Here is a 21,632-nt window from a genome sequence, read left to right on the forward strand (position 1 = left end):
ATAAATAATCACAACCATAATAAAACTCCGCAAAATGATACGAATATTAATAATTGAAGACGACGAGGTAACGAACTTTATAGCTAAAACAAACCTAGAGAAATTTGGATATAAAAACATTACCATCGCCTTAAACGGTCAATTAGGACTTGATTATTTACAAACCAATACCTGTCCTGATATAATTCTTTTGGATATCAATATGCCTGTTTTAGACGGATGGGATTTTCTTGATAAGGTAAACGAATTGAATCTATGTTCAGATATACCTGTTGTTATAACTACATCTTCATTTAGGGATGATGATAAATTAAAGGCAGATGGTTATCATAATATTATAGAGTATTTAGAAAAACCTATAAACTTTCAGCATTTAAATACTGTTCTGGCTAAGTTAAAATCGAAAAAAATTGAGTTGTAATTAAAAATCCTTGATTTTATAAATCAAGGATTTTTGTTATGTAGTGTAATTACTTAGTCTTTTTTTATGATCTCATAAGTGTAATTGCTCTTTTTCCAATCTATCAGTTTAGAGGGGTAGTACTTGACATCCATTCTATCTAAAAATGGCGCTTGGTCTGCTAATCGTACTTTGTAATTTTCCCAATCTCTATTTTCTTTAATACTCCAGCTTAATTCAGAATAACCAATAATTCTTGGAAAAGCTAAATACTCAAGCTCGTCTATATTGCTAATGGTTTCAGACCAAAGTGGTGCTTCGACACCTAAAATGTTTTCCATTGGTATGCCATATTCTTCAGGTGTCCAGATGTATGCGGTATCTACAGGTATGTAAGCAGCCCAGTGAAGTCCAAACTTAGATAAGGTGTCATATTCCATATCTAAATATGCCTTCTTCGCCGGAGAAACGATAATTTGCATTCCCTTATCAACTGCTTTTTTAGCATTCTCTTCGCTTGCCCACCATTGAGAAATTGAGGTTGAATCTACGTCGGCAATAGCAACTTCGTCCCAACCGATCATACGCTTACCATGTTTCTGTACTATTTTCTCAACCTTATTAATGAAGTAGATGTAGTCTTTCTTTTTGGTAACGTGACTTTCATCTCCGCCTACATGAAAATATGGACCGGGAGTGATAGCAGAGATTTCTCTTACTACATCATCTATAAAAGCATAAACAGTATCTTTATGAGTATCAAAGGTGCTGAAACCAACGCGCATGCCTTCGTATAGTTTAGGCGTTTTGCCGTTACCATTCAAGAAGGGGTAAGATACAGATGCTGCATTGGTATGGCCGGGCATATCAATTTCAGGTATAATGGTCATATATCTTTCGGCTGCATATCGAACTATTTCTTTATAATCTTCTTGGGTGTAGAATCCGCCAGATTCGCCACCTACTTCGGTGCTACCGCCAACTTCGGTAAGTTTAGGCCACGATTTTATTTCAATTCTCCAGCCTTGATCGTCACTTAAATGTAGATGAAGCACATTTATTTTATAATAAGATAGCAGGTCAATATACTTTTTAACATCGTCAACACTAAAAAAGTGCCGTGCTACATCTAACATAGAACCTCTATATGCAAAATTAGGGTTGTCGGTAATTTTACCCGTAGGTACAGGCCATATTTTCTGCAATGCCAAAGTATCGTTGCTTTCTAAAGGTACTAATTGTCTTAAAGTTTGTATGCCCCTAAAAGCACCTTCTGCAGTGTTAGAGTTTATAATGATTGAATCTTGATTAATGTATAATTGATATGCCTCTGGTGAATCTAATGCTGTGCTATCACTTTGGTTAATGTATATTACCCGCTCTACTGTATTTGCACCTTCACTGTTTACCGGTATGCTCAGGTTAATTTTATCTTTTATTTTGTCTGCTAAAAAAGTACCTACTTCTTCAAAACCTGTAGCATCTTTAGAGGTGTAAATTGCCGTGAACTGGTCTAACGCAAAAGCAGAATTTGTCGGTATCGTTTTTAAAGGCTTAGGTATTAAGCTAGCTTTAGATAAATCGGTTGTTGGCATTTTAATGCGCTCTTTCTTCTCTTCGCCACAAGCAATTAATAGTAGGGTTATGCTTGCAAAAAATAGACTTCGAATACAAAAGGTCTTCATTATGTAGGGTAATTAAGGTTGGTTAACTAAATCTTTTATGGCTTCAAACCAAATATCGTAACCTTTTTGGTTCATATGAAGACCATCTTCAATAAAAATATCGGTTTTTAACTTTCGCTTGTTCAACATAGGTTTCCAAACGTCTACGTAGTACAACTGTGGGTCGTTTTTGGTAAAACGTTCCATTTTTCTATTCAACCGCTTATATTTTCCTCGAATCTTCCATCTGCTAATACTTGGTTTTGCCGCTATTAATATAACCTCAGTGGCAGGATTTTTAGATTTTATTCGACGGATGATCTCTGCCGTCGTATCAAGAACATCGGTAGGTCTTTTTTTAGCCCATAAATCATTATCACCTTCATAGATAAATACTTTTTTTGGGTTATAGGATAAAATCAATTCATCTGTAAATAACAATAAGTCTGAAGCTTGCGAGCCGCCAAAACCACTATTTACAATTTGATGATTAGGAAATTCTTGTTCTAACTTTTTCCATAATCGTACGCTAGAACTACCTGTAAAAACAATGGTCTCTTTATTTGAGTCCCAAATGCTGTCGTATTTAGTAGTAATATCTTTTACTTCATTCGTAAAAGCATTTTCTGCTTGTGCGAAACTTGCAGTTGATAGTAAAAAGGTACAAAATGTAATAGTTACAATTGAGTTCAAACTTTTCATTTGGTTAGTTGAAGATGTATTATTTATTCGCGGCTACTGTAAAACCTTCGGTTAATGCCCATTGGTAAAATTGGGATATCCAATCATCTGATGCTAGATTTTGAGTTTTCATGCCAAAACCGTGTCCTCCTTTAGAGTACATATGCATCCCGGTTATCTTTCCATTTGTCAACCATGTCGAATATAAATCTGTACTTGGCATTGCTAATCCTAATGGATCATCCGAAGCACATATAACCAACATTGGTGGCGCATCTTCTGGTACTGAATAATCACCTAAAACGGTCATCCAAGGGTAAACAGGTACTATAAAATTTGGTTTATTTGCTGCATTATAGTTGAATGTTACGCCCATGGTTACGGCACCGCCCGCAGAAAAGCCCATAAAACCAATTTTATTTGGGTCTAAATTCATTTCGGTTGCGTTGGTTCTTACGTATGTAATGGCTGAAAGGCCATCTGAAATGGACAGTGGTAAAACGGGAGTAACCCTTTCTCCGATCTTCGCTGGGTTATTGACGCTTTCATCAGATATTTCTTGTATGCCGTCAATGCCAGTGGGTACCAATCTATATTTTAAAACGAAAGCGGTAATTCCTTTTTTATTTAGCCATTTTGCAACATCTCGACCTTCACTTTCTATACTTAAACCATATAGTCCGCCGCCAGGGGCAACAATAACACTTGTGCCATTTGGCTGGTCTGCTTCAAAAACTTCTAATCTAGGTATAGCTACGTTGGTTACTACCTTTGTTTCCCAAATATCTGAGTAATATTCTTTCTCGGCTGTTGGCCAATTTACATTTGGTTCAGAATCAAATGGTAAGTCTACCATTTTTTGGGCAGGTACATTCATAGAGGTAAGAATACAGGTAAGTAGAATTAGACGTTTCATAATTAATAATTTTATTAAATGGTTTCAATGAGTATAAATACTAAGGCAGCTAAAACTCCGCCAATTATAGGTCCAACTATTGGAACCCATGCATAACCCCAATTACTATTTCCTTTGTTTTTTATTGGAAGAATAGCGTGTAATAAACGAGGGCCGAAATCACGAGCAGGATTTATTGCATAACCCGTTGGACCGCCCAACCCAAAACCAATACCCATTACCAATAATGCAACAGGTAGTGCATCTAAAGACCCTAGAGAAATCGCATTTTCGCCCATGGTGCCGCCAGCAATAAAAAATACGCCGAATACAAGAGCGAATGCTCCAATAATTTCAGTCATTAAGTTCCAAAATGGACTCTTAATAGCTGGTGAAGTGGAGAAGGTGGCTAAAATTGCATCGGTGTCTTCGGTAGCTTCGTATTGTTTTTTATAATTGAGCCATACTAAAAAGTTACCCATCATAGCACCTAAAATTTGTGCGACAACATAACCTGGTACTAGTGCCCAAGAAAATTTTCCGGCAACGGCAAGTGCAACGGTTACTGCTGGGTTTAGATGAGCTCCACTGGCATCGGCTGAAATAAATACCCCAATAAATACGGCAATACCCCATGCAATAGAAATTCCTGTCCAGCCGGCGTCACTACCTTTTGTGCCTTTTAAAACAAGGTTGGCAACAATGCCATTTCCTATTAAAATTAACATAGCAGTGCCAATAAATTCAAAAATATATGTAATCATAGTTTGGTTGGGTTTTAAGTGGTTTAAGATAAAGAAAATCGAGGAATTATGAAGAATTAAAACCCTTTGTTGAGTAGTTGATAATTATAAGTATGTAATTATATGAATTTCAATATAATGTCTATAAAAATTTATTCGTAAACTTTCAGAAGTATCGGTATTTAGATAAATATTTATAGAACCTAATGCGCGGTGCTAGCAACATATTATAAAATTGTTTTGCTTATCTTCAATGTAGGATTAACCGATTTTAATATTTTCATGAAAAAATATACCTATTATCTTTTTACTTGTCTAGTTCTAGTTTTTATAAGTTGCTCATCTGATGACAGCGAAACTGCAACTGACGATAGTGCCTTGGTCATAGGTACGTATAGCTTGAGCGAAATAAATGTGAATGTCGCCCAAGATGTTGATGAAGACGGTACTGCTTCGAATAATATGTTAGATGAGCTCGATTGTTTAAACGGTACGTTAACCATTAATGCAGACGGTACTTGGGATCTTGATTTAGTAGAACTAGATATTACTAGTGTAACCGGCGATTTTTATGCTATTCGTTGCGGTAGAACTAATAACTTCACCGGTAAGTGGACTTTTCAAAGTAGCGTACTTGACCTAAACGCATCTAATTTTAGTGCGATGGTTTTAAATTCATCTGTGTTGATCGAGGGCGTAAACGAAGACTTACCAGGTGTGTTAAACAGGAAATTTGTAAAACAATAATTCTAATATCTAACACCACGTACATTCATTTGCAAGGTGTACACCGAACCCATTGCAGTAATAAATAATACATCTTGCTTTTTGCCACCAAACGTAACGTTGGCTGTCCAGTCTTCATTAATCGGAATATTCTTTAATAGTTCGCCTTTTGAACTGAAGATGGTAACACCGTCACCGGTTAAGTAGATATTTCCTTTATTGTCAATTGTCATGCCGTCTGAACCCATGTCTGTAAAAAGTTTGCGGTCACTTAATGTGCCATCCTTTTGAATGGAGTAGGAGTATGTTTTTTTGTTACCTATATCTGCAACGTATAGTAATTTTCCGTCTGGTGTGCCAATAATTCCGTTAGGTTGGGTTAGCCCTTTTGCTACTATTGTAATGTTTTTTAAACCTGGTGAAATGTAGTAGACATTTTTTTCTTTGATGTCAGCTTCGGTCCTTGTCCAATATTCTCTTTGGTAGTAAGGATCTGTAAAATATATTCCACCTTTTGTATCAACCCAAATATCATTTGGTCCGTTTAATTTTTTACCTTCAAAATCTGTGATCAGGGTATCTATTTCACCCGTTTTATGAATTCTCCATAATTCATTTTTATCATCGGCTGCAGCCAGTAAATTTTCATTATTGTCGAAGTATAAACCATTCGCCCTACCTGATGATTCCATAAAAGTGCTTATAGAATTATCAGCGTGGTTCCATTTTAGAATCTTATTATTTGGCTGATCGGTGAAATATACATCACCATTTTTGTCTGAAGCAGGCCCTTCGGTAAAGCTGAAATTATTAGCAATCTGTACAAGTTCAGAGCCATCGGTAATCAATGCCTTTTGCTGAGTTTTACAAGAAACTATTGTTGACAATAGTAGGGATGTGAAAATTAATCGATTATAAAATTTCATATATGTGGCTATAAGTTCTTTAAATAGTTCATGTTATACAACATACTTTCAAAAGGTGTACTTGCGTATTCTTCTTGTTCTATATAAATATGTTGAACACCAGATAGTTCTTTCATTTCAAGCATTAATGGAACATCAAGAATACCCTTACCTAATTCTGTACTTACTTTTTTATGCACATCCATATCTTTCAAATGCCAAAGGGGAAATCTGCCTGGGTATTTCTTAAAGTAATACAAGGGGTCTTTACCGGCAACGACTACCCACCCCAAGTCCAGTTCCATATGTACTAATTCTTTTTGTGTATTATCCATAAGTACATCATAAAGCACTTCTCCGTTATCTGACTCAAATTCATATTCATGGTTATGGTAACCAAATTTTAATCCATGCTTTTTACAAGCTTCACCAGCTATATTGAACTGCTCTGCTACTCTTTTGTAATTATCTACCGTTTGCCCGTCGGATGGCATTGATGAACATATTAGATATTCTTGACCAGAAGCAACGGCATCTGCCATGGTTTGCTCAAATTTATCATCTAAATGTACATGACCACTGGTAAGAGACATTCCTAATGCTTTACAGGTTTTACCCATTTGAGCCGGCGTCAATCCGTAATAATATCCTTTAGATGAGCCCGCACTTTCGATTTCTTTAAAACCTAGGCTAGCAATTTTCTCTAACATTTTCATTGGGTTGGCAAGCATTTCATCTCTGAAGGAATATAACTGAACGCCATAGCTTGAGTTTCTAATACTTGCCATAGTTATTTGTGGCAGTAAAACTGTGTTAACACTTAATAGACCGGCATTTTTTATAAATTTTCGTCTTGTATTCATTGGTGTGGTGTATAGTGGTGTTGTTTGATTTTTTAAGTTATCAGAAATCCGCTTGCGTAATACTGAAATTCTTAAATAATATTACGATTTTAAATGTACGAAAACTAAACAGGATTTTTAGTGCGGCAATTTGTGGTTGCGTATTTTTGTAAAAATATTAGGCATGAATAGTAGGAAAGAACAATTGGCGGCATTAGATAGGCTATTGACCATTATGGACGAGTTGCGAGAGCAATGCCCTTGGGACAAAAAGCAGACGATGCAATCGTTAAGGCATCTTACCATTGAAGAAACGTACGAATTAGGCGATGCTATTTTAGATAATGACCTTAATGAAGTTAAGATGGAATTGGGCGATGTGCTTCTCCATATTATTTTCTATTCAAAAATAGGCTCAGAAACCAATGATTTTGATATAGCCGATGTGGCAAATGCTATTTGTGACAAATTGGTAAATAGGCACCCACATATTTATGGTGATGTAAAGGTTATTGATGCCGAAGATGTAAAGAGAAATTGGGAACAGATCAAATTAAAAGAAGGTAAAAAAAGTGTACTTGAAGGAGTGCCAAGAAGTTTACCTGCTTTGGTAAAAGCGAATCGAATTCAAGATAAGGTATCTGGTGTCGGATTTGATTGGGAAGAACCACAACAAGTTTTTATGAAAGTACAAGAAGAGCTCGGTGAACTTCAAGTAGAAGTAGAGGCTGGTGATATAGAGAAGATTGAAGCAGAATTTGGAGATGTACTTTTCTCTATGATTAATTATGCTAGATTTTTGGGTGTCAACCCAGAAAACGCATTAGAGCGAACCAATAAAAAATTTATAAAACGTTTTCAATACCTTGAATCTAAAGCAAAAGAAATTGGTAAGGAAATGAATGATATGTCTTTAGAAGAAATGGATGTCTATTGGAATGAGGCAAAAACTAAAGAATGAAAGTTATTGTTTTAGTTCTATATTCATAATTCTCGCCAAGTCTCTTGGTTTAATTGGTTTTATAAAATAATCTGTTATTTCGGGGAAGCTTTTGGCGTGGTCGACGTCTTCTGCATTTATAGACGACGTTAGCATGATAATTTTTATTTCCTTATCAATTTTTGTAGCTACCGTTTGAAAATCCTTAATAAAATCAAAGCCGTTTAAAACAGGCATATGTAAATCAAGGAAAATAATGTCTGGTAATTTGTCTAAAGAATTATACTTATCGTGAATCAGCTTTAATGGTTGCACTGAATCTGGAAAATCGATAATTTTAGTTACCGACAACTGATTTAGATATCGTTTCATTACATATTTGGATATATCGTCATCGTCGATTATCCAAACCAATGGATCTTGGTTCATACTTTTTGTAATTAATGGTACTTGGTGTGTTTGTAATAATAACGACCTGTTATAGTATAATAGTATCTGTAAAATCTGTAGATGAACCTTTTATGAGTATCAATAGATAGTATTTATGTGTTTATATACTGGTTTTTGTTTATTATTATATTGATTTTCAGTGATTTGTATTTTGTTTAGATTATAAATGTATGTAATGTGTGGTTCAATAATTTTAAAACAATCTTGTATTTAATTAACTAAATCTTCTAGAGATTGTTTAGTGATCTGCACCCCAATATAATAACCTTACCGATTATTTAACCTCGATATAGCGAATATTAATTGTTCAATTAACGGTACCTTTGCCAAAAATTTTAGTTTAGGTTTTGTTACAGAATTACACCAAAGAATTTCGTTATAATATTAAGCTTTCTGTTCCTGTTATTTTAGGAATGCTGGGTCACACCTTTGTTCAATTAGCCGATAATATTATGGTCGGTCAATTAGGTACGGCAGAATTGGCAGCGGTATCTTTAGGTAACAGTTTTGTATTCATTGCCATGTCTTTAGGTATTGGTTTTTCTACGGCAATTACACCTTTGGTTGCTGAAGCTGATGGCGCAGGACTCAAGGAAAATGCTAAAAGTGCCCTAAAACACGGGTTATTACTTTGTACCGTTTTAGGGTTGACATTATTCGGACTTATTTTATTGGCAAAACCTATCATGTATGCCATGAAACAACCTATTGAGGTGGTAGAGCTGGCATTGCCATATTTGGATTTGGTGGCTTTCTCATTAGTACCTTTGATAATATTTCAAGCATTTAAGCAGTTTTCTGAAGGCTTGTCTCAGACAAAATACCCCATGTATGCTACTATAGTTGCTAACGTGATTAATATTGTTTTAAACTACCTGTTGATTTTCGGTAATTTCGGATTTCCAGAATTAGGAATTGTAGGTGCCGCTATTGGTACGTTGGTTTCAAGATTCTTTATGGTATTATATCTTTGGTTCATCTTAAAAACCAAAGAGAAATTCAAGTACTACGTAACCGGATTCAATTTCGCGAAGATTGAAAAAACGGTAATGAAAAAGATTGTAGAATTAGGTTTCCCTTCTGCTTTACAGATGTTTTTTGAAGTTGGTATTTTTACATCGGCAGTATGGTTAAGTGGTGTTCTGGGTAAAAATGCCCAAGCAGCAAACCAAATAGCACTTAACTTAAGTAGTATGACTTTTATGTTCGGTATGGGTCTTGGTGTTACAGCAATGATAAGGGTTGGCAATCAAAAGGGATTGTCAAACTTTAAAGAGCTTCGACGAATTGCACAGTCTATATTTCTATTGACATTTTTACTTGAAATTATATTTGCCGCGCTTTTCTTAATTGGTAGACATTGGTTTCCGTCGTTATATTTAGATATTGAAGACATGACAAATTTTGCCGATAATACAGAAGTATTGGTTATCGCCGCAGAACTATTGTTAGTGGCAGCTTTCTTTCAAATATCAGACGGAGTTCAGGTAGTTGTTTTGGGTGCACTACGTGGGTTGCAAGATGTAAAAATACCTACTGTGATAACGTTTATTTCGTATTGGTTGATCGGCTTTCCTGTTAGTTATTATTTATGTCTTCATACAGATTTGAAAAGTACCGGTATTTGGGTTGGTTTACTGACCGGACTAACGGCATCGGCGATTATGTTGTATCTTCGATTTAATTATTTAACTAAAAAATTAATTGCCGCATAACGGTCTATTTATGATTGTTATCAACAATTACATTTCAACTTATAGATTATAATTTTTATGGAATTTCCGAAATTTTTATTGGGTGATAATACAGATTATCCGACAGCAATATTTGTAGTACACACCGAGTTTCCAAGGTTTATAATCAACCTTGAAGATGATGAGGTAGAATGGCTTGAAGAATTCTCGAAGGAAGATGAAAAAGAATTGGAAGAAGAAGCCGAAAACTTAATTAAAGATGCAACTGCATTTTACGATCGTGAAGTGTCTAGATACGAAGATTAATAATTATGCTTGAAGAGCTTTTACAATTAGATAAAGACTTTTTTTTATTCTTAAACGGATTAGGTACGCCCCAATGGGATACTTTTTTTCAATTTATCACGAATAAGTTTAGTGCCATACCGCTCTACATTTTTTTGCTCATACTTTCGTATCAGAAATATGGAGGTAAGAAAACTATGGTTCTCTTAATATCTATTGCTCTTTTAATAACTGCTACAGATCAACTAGGTAATTTTTTTAAGTACGGTGTTGCTCGATTACGACCTTGCCATGATCCCGAAGTTGAACCTTATATGCGTTTGGTGAAAAGTTACTGCGGCGGTAAATTTGGTTATTTCTCGGCTCATGCCTCGAACTCTTTTGCAATAGCCGTTTTTTTTGGTAGTATTTTAAGATCTAGCATCAAATACTTAGGCATCTTTTTAGTACTGTGGGCAGCCTTGGTAGCATTTAGCCGAGTGTATATCGGAGTACATTTTCCACTTGATATTATTACCGGTGCAGTAATAGGCTCGCTATTCGGCTGGTTGTTTGTAAAGTTATTTATATTTGCACTTCGCAAATTCTCCCTATGATATCTAATCTAAGGTACTGGTTTTTAATTGTTTTAATTTTTTTGGTATACGTTGCAGGTATGTTTGTAACGTTGTTTGAAAATGATTCTGCACAGTTTTCTGTGATGGCCATGAGAATGGTGCAAGAGAATGATTTTTTTAGCCTCTTTAAAGGTCCTGAAGAGTATTTAGATAAACCGCACATGCATTACTGGCTGGCAGCTTTATCGTATAAAATATTCGGTATTTATGATTGGTCTTATCGTATACCTGGCATATTAGCTACCTTGTTAGCAGCCTATAGCTGTTATGGTTTAGGTAGCCTACTTTATAATAAACATGTTGGTAAACTAGCTGCTTTGGTTTTTATGACCGCGCAGACAATTGTTTTGGGTGCTATTGATGTTCGTACAGATGCCGTATTAACAGGCTTTAGTATTTTAGCGATTTGGCAATTGGCAAAATATATTGAGAAAGGCAGTATGTTGGCAATAGCAATTGGTGCTTTTGCAGCAGGTATAGCATTCTCTACAAAAGGGCAAATAGCTCTTTTAGTAATAGGATTGCCCATACTTTGTCATTTGTTTTATACGGGTAATTGGAAAGCATTTATAAGCTGGAAAGTACTTTTGGCATTGTTTGTATTTACAGTGACGATAACACCAATGTTATATGCGTATTATTTGCAATTTGATTTGCACCCGGAAAAAGTGATACGTGGTAAAGACCATCGCAGTGGTATATTCTTCATTTTTTGGGAACAGAGTTTTGAACGTTTAAGCGGCGAAGGTATCGGTAAAAATAGTAGTGATTACTTCTTTTTCTTTCATACATTCTTATGGGTTTTTCTTCCTTGGACCATATTAGGGGTTACTGCATTCTATCATAAGATAAAGTTATTTATCAATCAGAAGTTTAAGTATGTTCAAGGGTCTGAATTTTTAACCGTTGGCGGTATCACTTTAATTTTCATTATTATAAGTTTTGCCCAATTCAAATTACCTCATTATTTGAATATTACTATTCCGTTATTTTCGGTTATTACCGCTGCCTATATCTATAATTTGTATTCTACAAACAAAGAAAAAACGGTGAAGTATTTAATGATAGGGCAATACTTTGTGCTCAGTATTGTATTGATTGCTTCAGCGTTAATATGTTTTTATGTCTTCAAATTACGAAATGTGGTAGCATATGTGTTTTTAATTGGAGCGGCAATACTAATCATCTATTATACCTTAAGAAGGGAAGGCGTTTACATGAAATTGATTACAATTTCCGTTTGTGCATCACTACTTTTAAATGCAGTTTTGAACTTACATTTTTATCCGAATTTATTAGACTATCAAGGTGGGTCTTCTATGTCTAAGGTGATAGTTGAAAAAGATATTCCTGTAGATCGAATTTATAAAGTAGGTAAAGATTACACCTGGTCATTGGACTTTTACAATCAATTTCCTGTTCAAATTACTACGCCAGAGGGTTTAAAAAGCAAAAAAGATATTTGGGTATATGTGAATGATGATGAGAAGATTATGTTACAAGAAAAAGGCTTCGATTGGGATTCTCAGCTTTCTGTTGATCAATTCAGAATAACACGTTTACAAGCAAAATTCTTAAACCCGAATACACGTAAGAAAGTAACGCGCAAAATGCACTTGTTGCATATTTATTAAAGCTAGTCGTTTGTTGAATTGATGGTAATATTTGCCAACTTCAATTTAATTTTCTTAAAATGGTACCAAACGCCAAAAAAAGAAACTATAGCAGTAATTAAGAAGAACAATACACTTACCCCAACAGATATATTTTGGTCTAGTCCCAATAATTTGGCCCCATAAAAGAAGGTTACTTCACGACTTCCTATTCCTCCTAATGTTAAAGGCACTACTGCTACAATAGATGAAATCAAGAAAATGATGAGGTATGATATTTGATTCGTTTCAATATTCAGTGCAAGCAAAATAAACCAAATACAAATTAATTGTGCCAATTGTACCAAAGCAGATAATGCCATTGTTTTCCAGAAAATGGGTAGTACATAACTAAAAAACTTCTTGGTCAATAACCAAAATACGATAACCGATATTGGTATGGCCAAAAGTAACATCCAACGATATCCAATTAAAATCTCAGCATTATGAAAAGCTAATAGGGCACAGGCATATATAAACAATAATAATAGTCCGCCAAGTCGATCTAAGACTAACACACTCACCATTCTTTTAGTTTTGACATCAAAGGTTTTCTTAAGAATGTAGCCTTTGTAAGCATCGCCTCCTATACCACCAGGTAAGAACAGGTTGTAGAACATGCCCAATAGGTATAGCTTAAAATTGCTTGCATTGGTAAGCATAATATTAAGCCTGTGAAAATATAGATTCAGGCGTATTGCCCCCATGAACTTAGAAAGTACAAAGAAGATAGCTGCTAAAATTAAGTAAAGCGGATTACTCTTAAACAGTATGTCTTTGATCTCACTTACATTTATTTTTGTAAAAATGAAGTAAATTAAAACGGCACTGATCAGTACTTTTAATCCGGTGGTTACTTTCTTATTTAACTTCGCCACCTACACTTACTTTTTTAATGCGGTATGGTCTTTTGTTCTGAGATTCATAATAAGTACGTATTAATAATTCCATTACAATACCTATTGTGAATAATTGAATACCGGCAAAAATAAACATCATACCTACTGTCAACAAAGGTCTTGTGCCAATATCTTCACCAAAACCGAACTTAACGATCATTAGATAAATATTAATAAAAACCCCTGCCATAATCATTAAAAAACCAGAAATACCGAATAGGTGAATAGGGCGTTGAAAATATTTGCGAATAAAAAGCAAGAGCATCATATCTGCAACTACTTTAAAAACGCGTTCTAATCCGTATTTAGAGACCCCGGCATGGCGTGCATGGTGCTTTACCGGTACTTGCTTTATTTGACCGCCTTCTAGAAATGCAAGTAGGGTAATAAACCTGTGCATTTCACCGTATAAATTTAAATCTTTGGCAATATCCTTTGTAAAAACTTTTAAGGCACAACCATTGTCTTTAATATCTAATTTGGTAACGCGACGTACCAGAAAATTAGCAATTTTAGAGGGTATTTTTTTTACTAGAGAATCTTTTCTTTTTTGACGAATACCGGTTACTACATCATATTCACCGCTAACGGCATACGTCAGCATTTGCGGTATATCAGATGGGTCATTTTGCAAATCGCCATCCATGGTAATAATGTACTCTCCTTCGGCATAATCAAGACCTGCTGCCAAGGCTAAACTCTGTCCATAATTTTTCTTCAACTCAATTAGATGAACCTTTTCATCTTTAAGACCTTTGACTACTTTTTTGGTGTTGTCGGTCGAGAAATCATCGATATAAATAATTTGATAATCGTAGCCAACCAAGCTTTCGTGGATCTTTTGTGTTAAAAGAGCCGCATTGTCTTGTTCGTTATATAAAGGAACAACTACCGAAAGTAGGGAAGTGGTAACAGGTTGCATTGGGTTGTTTTTTGAATAGGTGCAAAGTTATGTTTTTTATCCTTAAGATAATGTACATGAACGTTAGTAACATTCTAAACGATTTAGCTTTGTTTTAAAGCTTTCAAGAGCTTTTCTGCAGCTAAAAACGGAGAGATATTACCACTGATGACTTCTTTTTTTAATTGTGGTAGCATTTCTTTGGTCTTCGTATGTTGGTAGAATTCGGTCAATAGTTCTTGTTCTAAATATTGTATTAACCAATTTTCATTTTGCTGTTGTCTATTAGCATTAAAATATCCGGATGCTTTCATGTCTTCGCAATACCTATCTATTAACTGCCAAATTTCTTCAAGACCTTTATTATCAATTGCAGAACAAGTCAGCACTTCAGGAGTCCAACCATTTTCCTTGGGCGGAAACATGTGTAATGCCCTAGTGAATTCCATCCTAGCAAAATCTGCTCGTTTTATATTATCTCCGTCTGCTTTTGTAATGACAATAGCATCTGCCATTTCAATAATACCTCTTTTTATGCCTTGCAGCTCATCACCTGCACCAGCTAATTTTAATAATAAAAAGAAATCTACCATGTCGTGAACGGCAGTTTCACTCTGTCCAACGCCAATAGTTTCAATTAAAATGCAGTTAAAACCTGCCGCTTCTAAAATAAGGATACTCTCTCTTGTTTTACGTGTGACACCACCTAATGAAGAACCGGAAGCTGAAGGTCTTATATACGCATTGGGATTTTTGACCAACTCTTCCATACGAGTCTTGTCGCCAAGAATGCTACCCTTTGTTCTACTGCTAGAGGGGTCTACGGTAAGCACCGCTACCTTTTTGCCCAAACCGGTTAGTAAACCACCAAATTGTTCTATAAATGTACTTTTTCCGGCACCTGGCACCCCGGTAATACCAATTCTTATAGAATCATGCTTTTTTGAAATACAACCGGCAATAATTTCATTTGCTATTATACGGTGCTCTGGTTTGGTACTTTCTACTATGGTAATAGCCTTGCTCACTATGGCAACATTATTGGCATAGATACCTTCAAGAAATTCTGATGTGGTAAGATTGGCTAAATTCATTCTAACTACTTATATAATTGCAAGGGGAATAAAGGTACTACTTGTAAATAGGAACCAAAATTTTAGTAGCGTTCCATGCTTAAATTAGCTTGGAGTGACAATATCAAATTTAAAGATAGATATGTTATTATAGATATCACCAGGTCTTAAGATGCTTTTAGGAAAATCGGGTTGATTAGGTGCATCAGGGTAGTTCTGTGTCTCAAAACAAATTCCCGGAAAATCTGACGGAGTATAAACTACCAAAGCTGGTTGGTTGGTATACACTTTCATGTTTATGCCAGAGGTTTTTGATTGTATTTCTGCAACCTTCTCATTACCAATATCCTTAACAAAAATAGTATCTAACCTTTGTACGCCTATTTTTCTAGTAAGAAGAAAGTCGTATTTTGTTTTACGAACCGGTATAATATCGCCTGTAGGTAATAAGTTTTCTTTCGTTTCTAATCTATAAGGGCAATTCAATTGCAATTCATAATCATCAATATAAGGGTTGGTATCTAGTTTAAAATAAGAATGATTGGTAAGGTTAATAACCGTACTTCTATCCGTAACTCCCTCATAAATAACTTGCAATGCATTATCCATTAATTTATATGTAACGCTAACAGATAAATTTCCTGGGTAGCCTTCCTCTAAATGTTTGCTGGTATAGCTCAATTTTACATAAGGTTTGTCACTTTGATCTACCTCTTCTATAATCCAATATTTTTGATGAAAACCTTCTTTGCCACCATGTAGGTGAACACCATCTTCTTGATACACATCATACCTAGCTCTATCGATTACGAATCCTCCATTAGAAATTCTACTTGCATATCGCCCTACGCTGGCACCTAAAACATTATCATCTAAACGATACCTACTCGGGTGGTTATAACCAACTACTACATTAGTATACTCGCCATCTGCGCCTTTTACAAGTAATTTTTGAATGGTAGCGCCATAATCAAGCACCATGAGTGTTAAATAGGCATTGGAAATTGTAACTTGTTTCAAAGGAAATATTTAATAGTGTAGTGTAAAAATAAAAATTTTTGCAACATTCTATTTTTTATATCGTCCTTATTATAGCAACAACCCAAAACCAAACTAATTAATTCATGTTTCAAAGCAGTATTGTTGAGAAATGTAAGGCAAACGACCGTGCGGCGCAAATACAGCTGTACAGGAAATACTGTGACGGTATGTACATTGTGGCAATGCGCTTTGTAAAAAATGGAGATGATGCAGAAGATGTTTTACAGGAGTCGTTTATTAAGGCTTTTCAAAAGATACATCAGTTTAGTGGCGATGTAACTTTTGGTGCTTGGTTAAAACGCATAGTGGTGAATAAGAGTATCGATTTTCTCAAATCTAAAAAGGATAAAGAAGTTTCGTTAGACGAAGGTTATATGCAAGTTGTTGCAGAAGATGATAATTGGAATGTACCGGCAGCTATTAGTATTGAACAGGTTAAATGTGCCATAGATGAGCTACAGGATAAATACAAATACGTAGTTCTTATGTTTTTGGTCGAAGGTTATGACCATCAAGAAATAGCAGAAGTATTAGATATTTCAGAATCTGCCTGCAGAACAAGATTATCGCGTGGTAAAGGTCATTTAAAAGAACTATTAAAAGGAAAAAAATATGGAGCAGGATCTTAGGGAAATGTTCAAAAAGGATCGAGAAGAGCAAAAGTATACTATTAAACATGGTCATGAAGAGCGCTTTTTAAAAAAGTTAGAAGAATCGATACCGGCACAAAAGAAAACTGATAAAGGTTGGTTGAAAATTGCGGCATCGGTTGCAGTAATTATAAGCATCGGTTTAGGGTTCTTGTATTTTAATCAAAATACTGGTAACACGACAACTGTAGTTAATAATGCTACTCAAGATGAACAAAAATCTGAATTTACTTTCGGAGATCTTTCGCCAGACTTGAAAAAGGTGGAAAGTTATTATGTAGCCAATATTAATATGGAACTGGCAAAGTTAGAAGTGTCGCCAGACACCAAAGAGTTGATCGATAGTTTTATGGAACAGCTCAATAATTTAAACCTTGAATATAAATCTTTAAATGATGAACTAAAAGAACTAGGCCCGAATGACCAAACGATAACGGCACTGATAGAAAATTTACAGTTACGATTACAATTATTACAAAAATTAAAAAGAAAGTTAACCGAATTAAAATTATCAAAAAATGAACAGATCATTGACAACAGTATCTAAGCAACTCATCATTGCATTAGCACTTTTAACTTCAAACGCGTTTATGGCGCAAGAAGAGAGTAAAACATTTCAAGAACGATTTATTGTTGCAGAAGATGCGGTAGTAAATATCAATACCAGTTATGCCGATATTGAATTTGAAACTTGGGACAAGGATGAGGTGGCTATAACAGCCACCATTACCCTTGAGGGAGCTACAAAAGAAGAAGCAGAGAATTATTTTAAGAATAGCCCTATTGAAATATTAGGTAATAGTAAAGAGATTAAAATATCTTCAAAATCTAAGAACAATGATTTCTTTACAAGTTTTGATTCTGAAAATATCTTTAATCATGGTGGTATGCGAATAGAGGTTCCAGAAATTGCTTCGTTCGTAGTAAGTGTACCTCAGATAGCTCCCTTTCCAGAAATGCCACCACTACCATTAACCGATGCCTTTACATTTGATTATGAAGAGTACCAAGAGGATGGTGATAAATACATGAAAAAATGGCAAAAGAATTTTGAAAAGAGTTTTGATAAAAAACATCAAAAACGATTGGAAGAATGGGCTGAGCGTATGGAGGAGCAAGCAGAAAAAATCGAAAAAAGAATGGAGAAACGTAATGAAGAGCGGGCTCAATTAATGGAGGAAAAAGCCGAGTTACTTGAAAAACGCCATGAAGATATGCAACAAAGACACGAAGAGTTAGAAGAGAAACGTGCTCATGTTGAGAAAGAAAGAGAAGAACTTCGGTCTTTTATAGGCACTTCAAGAGTAAATGGAGCAGATGTACCCAATGTATTTTACTTTTCAAATGAAGGTGAACAAAAGAATTTTAAAATCAAAAAGACCATAAAAATTACCTTGCCAAAGTCAACTAAAATTAAAATGGATGTACGCCATGGTGAGGTTAAATTAGCTGAGAATACTAAAAACTTGAATGCGAAGCTTTCGCATTCAAGGCTTTGGGCAGTTACTATCGATGGCGAAGAAACAATTGTTTCTGCCTCATATACTCCGGTTACCGTTCAAAAATGGAATTACGGACAGTTAAGTACATCATATTCAGAAGAAATATCATTATCAGAGGTGGTTCAATTACAATTACAGGCTACTTCGTCTGAGGTTACGATCGATAAGTTATTCAAAAATGCTTTTGTAAAGAATGATTTTGGCGCAGTGCATATTCTTGAAATGGGTAATGACTTCGAAGAATTGGATATTAGTGTAAGAAACGGCGATTTAACGGTAACAATGCCAAAGGTGGCTACCAACGTTTATGTGAAAGGCAATTCATCGTCATTGAAATTACCAACAGGTTTACAGATTGAAGAAACTAAAAACGGAACTACAACTATTTATAAAGGGCATCACTTAAAAAATAATAGTAAACGATCTATCGTAATTACATCAGATTATAGTGAAGTGATACTGCAATAGTTATTTTACCAATTGTAATGTGCCAAACACATTGGCATCTATCCACCCCATGTTTTTATTCTCTCCTGCCACAAATACAGAACCTATTAAGTTCTCGCGCTCTTCACTACTATCATTATCCGCATATGCTAGAGCAAAACCAATTTTTTTATTTTCAGAAAGTACAACCGGCTTAATGCTAGGATCATCATTATATATACCTGGGTAAACCTTAACAAACATTTCCCAATACGTTGTATTACCTTCTGTTTGATGTTTAGAAGTTATATGATCGTTGTACAGTGTAGGTTTTTCATCAACACCTAAGTCTACCACATTACCATCTAAGGCTACGTGATAAGTGAATGCATTGTGATTAAAGCGGTGCTGACCTCCAGAATTGTCTTCATCTATATAAACTATTACACAATCATCGTTCCACCAAAGTTTTAAGGGATCATCGGTTTTATCTAAAATAGTATTATCAACTATTTCTAGTAGAAGGTATAGTCCGTCTTCGTTCCAAGCAATTTTGTATCTGCCGTTGTAATCATCATGGTCAAAAGGACCACCGATCCAATTTTGATCAATTGGTTTCCAATCTAATAAATTCCAATAGTTTTCTATAGCTCTGCCATCGAGGGCAGGGGCATCTTTAATATAAGAAACTGGGGTTGACTGAGAATTTTTCTTGCTTTTAACTTCTGCACATGAAAAAACGCCTAAAAGAAGTAAAAGATAAATAGTCCATTTCATAATATCTGTTTGGAATCTATAGTTCAAAAATACTATTTTCTTAAGTTCTGTAAGATTTATAGTACTTATATAAGTGGCAACAAGATATAATAAAATAAAAAGAACCTACTTGTTCTTAGTTTAACTAATGTGCTGTGTAATTATTGTACAGGCTGTTACATAAAAAAAGCATCCCAAACGAGATGCTTTTATATAAAATATTTTGGGAGATCTTTTAATGGGCACTCTTCTTTAGATAATCTCCAAAGTTCTCTTTAAATCTATTTAATCTCGGTATAGAAACATTTCTGATATACGAGTTGTTAGGATTGTTCTTTTCATAATCTTGATGATACGACTCTGCCTTGTAAAATATAGTATAAGGTACGACTTCTGTCGTAATTGGATCATTATCATACACTTTATTATCTGTAAGCGCCTGCATATAACCTTCTATTATATTTTTTTGCTCCTCATTCTTATAAAAAGCAATAGAGCGATATTGTCTTCCTCGATCGGGGCCTTGTCTATTTAATTGAGTTGGGTCATGAGAACCAAAGAATACCTGTACCAATTGGGTGAACGAAATTTCATTTGGGTCGTAATATATTTCAACAGCCTCTGCATGGTCAGTTTTACCATAACCTACTTCTTCGTAGGTCGGGTTCTTTTGTTCGCCGCCAGCATAGCCAGAAACAACTTCTTTAACTCCTTTTACACTTTCAAAAATAGCCTCAACACACCAAAAGCATCCGCTGGCAAAATAAGCGGTCTCGTATTTACTTAATTGTTGCGGACTCAACTTTATCTCTTCCTCTATTTTTTCGTGTTCCGTTTCTGCTATTTCGGTGTTTTCAGATATGGTTTTTTTCTTGACTTTAGATTGGCAACTAGTCGCAATCAAAGTCGCACAGGCCAACAAAGTGATTTGTAATATTTTCATAATAATTTTCTTTTTGCAATTTGTAGGTAATTTACAAAGACCTTACGAGGAAAAGGGTTAAAAAATGTTAACGAGAGTAAAGGATATTATATTTTTGAGAAATGAATACATTACTTCAAGCCCTTGAATCTTACTCTGTAAAAACGATCTGTATTTTAGACGACACTATTTCTTCTGACTTATATGTGCCATTAAATCTTTCTAAGTACAATGAAGATTTGATTGATTTAGATATTACCGATCATGCCGTTTGTCAAGATTATATAAATAGAGTGCTTAAAAGTAAAGAAGGTGTTATCGCCTATGGCGGATATTTAGAACAAAGAAACTTATATAATGATAAGGAAGGTTTTACATCTAGTAGTAAACCTGTTCGAAACATTCATTTGGGAATTGACTTTTGGTGTGATGCAGGTACGAAGGTTATTGTGCCGTTAAATGGAAAAATTCATAGCTTTAAAAATAATGTTACTATTGGTGATTACGGACCAACCATTATTCTTGAACATGTTTTAAAAAATATTACTTTTTATACATTATATGGTCATCTAGCGATAGATTCTTTATCAGGATTATATATAGGAAAGATCTTTAAAGCTGGAGATGTGCTTGCCACATTAGGTACACCCGATATTAATGTAAACTACGCGCCACACCTTCATTTTCAAATAATAAAGGACTTAGAAGGTAATGAAGGCGATTACCCAGGAGTATGTGCTGAATCTCAGTTGTCCTATTATAAAGAAAACTGCCCAGATCCAAATCTTCTTTTAAAAATGTAGGTTGTTATTTAGATAGTCCAGAGTCCTATGCATTAAGTAATTAGAATTTAGAAGCGAGAATATATAATATAGATTTTTTTATTTAAATCCAACAACCAACAACCAACAACTGAAATCTATATACTTCCCTCTCTTTTCTATTTTTTGAACTTGAACTTGACTCTT

General features: G+C 34.8%; 24 protein-coding genes. 11 read left to right on the plus strand and 13 right to left on the minus strand.

The features are described 5' to 3' along the window. Window positions 1-34: 34 nt before the first annotated feature. Entirely contained in the window at window positions 35-421 is a 387-nt protein-coding gene (locus DFQ03_RS07175) for a response regulator (RefSeq protein WP_133672485.1), read from the plus strand. Between the two features lie 53 nt (window positions 422-474). Here DFQ03_RS07175 and DFQ03_RS07180 read toward each other — a convergent pair whose 3' ends face one another. From DFQ03_RS07180 to DFQ03_RS07195, 4 genes are read right to left on the minus strand one after another with little or no spacing between them, the layout of a single operon-like run. Further along, window positions 475-2,085, minus strand: a complete 1,611-nt coding sequence (locus tag DFQ03_RS07180) for a family 20 glycosylhydrolase (RefSeq protein ID WP_133672486.1) — start codon at window positions 2,083-2,085, stop codon at window positions 475-477. A 12-nt stretch (window positions 2,086-2,097) separates the two neighbouring features. Then, window positions 2,098-2,757, minus strand: coding sequence for an SGNH/GDSL hydrolase family protein (locus tag DFQ03_RS07185; RefSeq protein ID WP_243834443.1), 660 nt, complete (start codon window positions 2,755-2,757; stop codon window positions 2,098-2,100). Window positions 2,758-2,785: 28 nt separating this feature from the next. Then, window positions 2,786-3,661, minus strand: coding sequence for an alpha/beta hydrolase (locus DFQ03_RS07190; protein ID WP_243834444.1), 876 nt, complete (start codon window positions 3,659-3,661; stop codon window positions 2,786-2,788). A 14-nt stretch (window positions 3,662-3,675) separates the two neighbouring features. Beyond that, the gene (locus DFQ03_RS07195; RefSeq protein ID WP_133672488.1) at window positions 3,676-4,404 is read right to left on the minus strand and encodes an MIP/aquaporin family protein; all 729 of its coding nucleotides are present in this window, start codon (window positions 4,402-4,404) and stop codon (window positions 3,676-3,678) included. Between the two features lie 261 nt (window positions 4,405-4,665). Between DFQ03_RS07195 and DFQ03_RS07200 the strand changes: the two genes are divergently transcribed. Further along, window positions 4,666-5,130 carry an Ig-like domain-containing protein gene (locus DFQ03_RS07200; RefSeq protein WP_133672489.1) on the plus strand — a complete coding sequence of 155 codons (465 nt, stop codon included), beginning with the start codon at window positions 4,666-4,668 and terminating at the stop codon, window positions 5,128-5,130. Window positions 5,131-5,132: 2 nt separating this feature from the next. Here DFQ03_RS07200 and DFQ03_RS07205 read toward each other — a convergent pair whose 3' ends face one another. Both DFQ03_RS07205 and DFQ03_RS07210 read right to left on the minus strand, forming a co-directional pair. Then, entirely contained in the window at window positions 5,133-5,996 is an 864-nt protein-coding gene (locus DFQ03_RS07205) for an SMP-30/gluconolactonase/LRE family protein (protein WP_243834445.1), read from the minus strand. Window positions 5,997-6,043: 47 nt separating this feature from the next. Next, the gene (locus DFQ03_RS07210; RefSeq protein ID WP_133672491.1) at window positions 6,044-6,877 is read right to left on the minus strand and encodes a sugar phosphate isomerase/epimerase family protein; all 834 of its coding nucleotides are present in this window, start codon (window positions 6,875-6,877) and stop codon (window positions 6,044-6,046) included. 163 nt (window positions 6,878-7,040) lie between these two features. On the opposite strand from DFQ03_RS07210, the gene mazG reads away from it, so the two are divergent. Next, on the plus strand, window positions 7,041-7,817 hold the full coding sequence (gene mazG, locus DFQ03_RS07215) for a nucleoside triphosphate pyrophosphohydrolase (RefSeq protein ID WP_133672492.1): 777 nt from the start codon (window positions 7,041-7,043) through the stop codon (window positions 7,815-7,817). 3 nt (window positions 7,818-7,820) lie between these two features. On the opposite strand, the gene DFQ03_RS07220 is transcribed toward mazG, so the two are convergent. Then, entirely contained in the window at window positions 7,821-8,225 is a 405-nt protein-coding gene (locus DFQ03_RS07220; protein ID WP_133672493.1) for a response regulator, read from the minus strand. 368 nt (window positions 8,226-8,593) lie between these two features. On the opposite strand from DFQ03_RS07220, the gene DFQ03_RS07225 reads away from it, so the two are divergent. The 4 genes from DFQ03_RS07225 to DFQ03_RS07240 are packed head-to-tail and all read left to right on the plus strand — an operon-like array spanning window position 8,594 to window position 12,476. After that, window positions 8,594-9,961: an MATE family efflux transporter gene (locus DFQ03_RS07225; RefSeq protein WP_133672494.1), complete on the plus strand. Its 1,368-nt coding sequence runs from the start codon at window positions 8,594-8,596 to the stop codon at window positions 9,959-9,961. A gap of 57 nt (window positions 9,962-10,018) precedes the next feature. Further along, window positions 10,019-10,246 carry a hypothetical protein gene (locus DFQ03_RS07230; protein WP_073243390.1) on the plus strand — a complete coding sequence of 76 codons (228 nt, stop codon included), beginning with the start codon at window positions 10,019-10,021 and terminating at the stop codon, window positions 10,244-10,246. Between the two features lie 5 nt (window positions 10,247-10,251). Continuing rightward, window positions 10,252-10,821: a phosphatase PAP2 family protein gene (locus tag DFQ03_RS07235; RefSeq protein ID WP_133672495.1), complete on the plus strand. Its 570-nt coding sequence runs from the start codon at window positions 10,252-10,254 to the stop codon at window positions 10,819-10,821. Beyond that, on the plus strand, window positions 10,818-12,476 hold the full coding sequence (locus tag DFQ03_RS07240) for an ArnT family glycosyltransferase (protein ID WP_133672496.1): 1,659 nt from the start codon (window positions 10,818-10,820) through the stop codon (window positions 12,474-12,476). Before DFQ03_RS07235 ends, DFQ03_RS07240 begins: the two co-directional genes overlap by 4 nt. A gap of 2 nt (window positions 12,477-12,478) precedes the next feature. Here DFQ03_RS07240 and DFQ03_RS07245 read toward each other — a convergent pair whose 3' ends face one another. The 4 genes from DFQ03_RS07245 to DFQ03_RS07260 form a co-directional block, all read right to left on the minus strand. Next, on the minus strand, window positions 12,479-13,372 hold the full coding sequence (locus tag DFQ03_RS07245; protein WP_133672497.1) for a lysylphosphatidylglycerol synthase transmembrane domain-containing protein: 894 nt from the start codon (window positions 13,370-13,372) through the stop codon (window positions 12,479-12,481). Beyond that, the gene (locus DFQ03_RS07250) at window positions 13,356-14,315 is read right to left on the minus strand and encodes a glycosyltransferase family 2 protein (protein ID WP_133672498.1); all 960 of its coding nucleotides are present in this window, start codon (window positions 14,313-14,315) and stop codon (window positions 13,356-13,358) included. Before DFQ03_RS07250 ends, DFQ03_RS07245 begins: the two co-directional genes overlap by 17 nt. A gap of 83 nt (window positions 14,316-14,398) precedes the next feature. Next, a complete protein-coding gene (gene meaB, locus DFQ03_RS07255) occupies window positions 14,399-15,388 on the minus strand; it encodes a methylmalonyl Co-A mutase-associated GTPase MeaB (RefSeq protein WP_133672499.1) in 990 nt (329 codons plus the stop codon). Between the two features lie 84 nt (window positions 15,389-15,472). Next, window positions 15,473-16,387, minus strand: a complete 915-nt coding sequence (locus DFQ03_RS07260) for an aldose epimerase family protein (RefSeq protein ID WP_133672500.1) — start codon at window positions 16,385-16,387, stop codon at window positions 15,473-15,475. Window positions 16,388-16,491: 104 nt separating this feature from the next. Between DFQ03_RS07260 and DFQ03_RS07265 the strand changes: the two genes are divergently transcribed. From DFQ03_RS07265 to DFQ03_RS07275, 3 genes are read left to right on the plus strand one after another with little or no spacing between them, the layout of a single operon-like run. Next, window positions 16,492-17,037: an RNA polymerase sigma factor gene (locus tag DFQ03_RS07265; RefSeq protein ID WP_133672501.1), complete on the plus strand. Its 546-nt coding sequence runs from the start codon at window positions 16,492-16,494 to the stop codon at window positions 17,035-17,037. Continuing rightward, entirely contained in the window at window positions 17,021-17,605 is a 585-nt protein-coding gene (locus DFQ03_RS07270) for a hypothetical protein (RefSeq protein ID WP_133672502.1), read from the plus strand. Before DFQ03_RS07265 ends, DFQ03_RS07270 begins: the two co-directional genes overlap by 17 nt. Continuing rightward, on the plus strand, window positions 17,577-19,028 hold the full coding sequence (locus tag DFQ03_RS07275; RefSeq protein ID WP_133672503.1) for a DUF4097 family beta strand repeat-containing protein: 1,452 nt from the start codon (window positions 17,577-17,579) through the stop codon (window positions 19,026-19,028). Before DFQ03_RS07270 ends, DFQ03_RS07275 begins: the two co-directional genes overlap by 29 nt. On the opposite strand, the gene DFQ03_RS07280 is transcribed toward DFQ03_RS07275, so the two are convergent. Further along, window positions 19,029-19,763, minus strand: a complete 735-nt coding sequence (locus DFQ03_RS07280) for a sugar-binding protein (RefSeq protein WP_133672504.1) — start codon at window positions 19,761-19,763, stop codon at window positions 19,029-19,031. Between the two features lie 214 nt (window positions 19,764-19,977). Next, window positions 19,978-20,685: a peptide-methionine (S)-S-oxide reductase MsrA gene (gene msrA / locus DFQ03_RS07285; RefSeq protein WP_133672505.1), complete on the minus strand. Its 708-nt coding sequence runs from the start codon at window positions 20,683-20,685 to the stop codon at window positions 19,978-19,980. 101 nt (window positions 20,686-20,786) lie between these two features. Between msrA and DFQ03_RS07290 the strand changes: the two genes are divergently transcribed. Next, window positions 20,787-21,467: a peptidoglycan DD-metalloendopeptidase family protein gene (locus DFQ03_RS07290; protein ID WP_133672506.1), complete on the plus strand. Its 681-nt coding sequence runs from the start codon at window positions 20,787-20,789 to the stop codon at window positions 21,465-21,467. Window positions 21,468-21,632: the final 165 nt, after the last annotated feature.

The sequence above is a fragment of the Maribacter caenipelagi genome, assembly GCF_004364175.1.
In the GTDB taxonomy this organism is placed as follows: domain Bacteria; phylum Bacteroidota; class Bacteroidia; order Flavobacteriales; family Flavobacteriaceae; genus Maribacter; species Maribacter caenipelagi.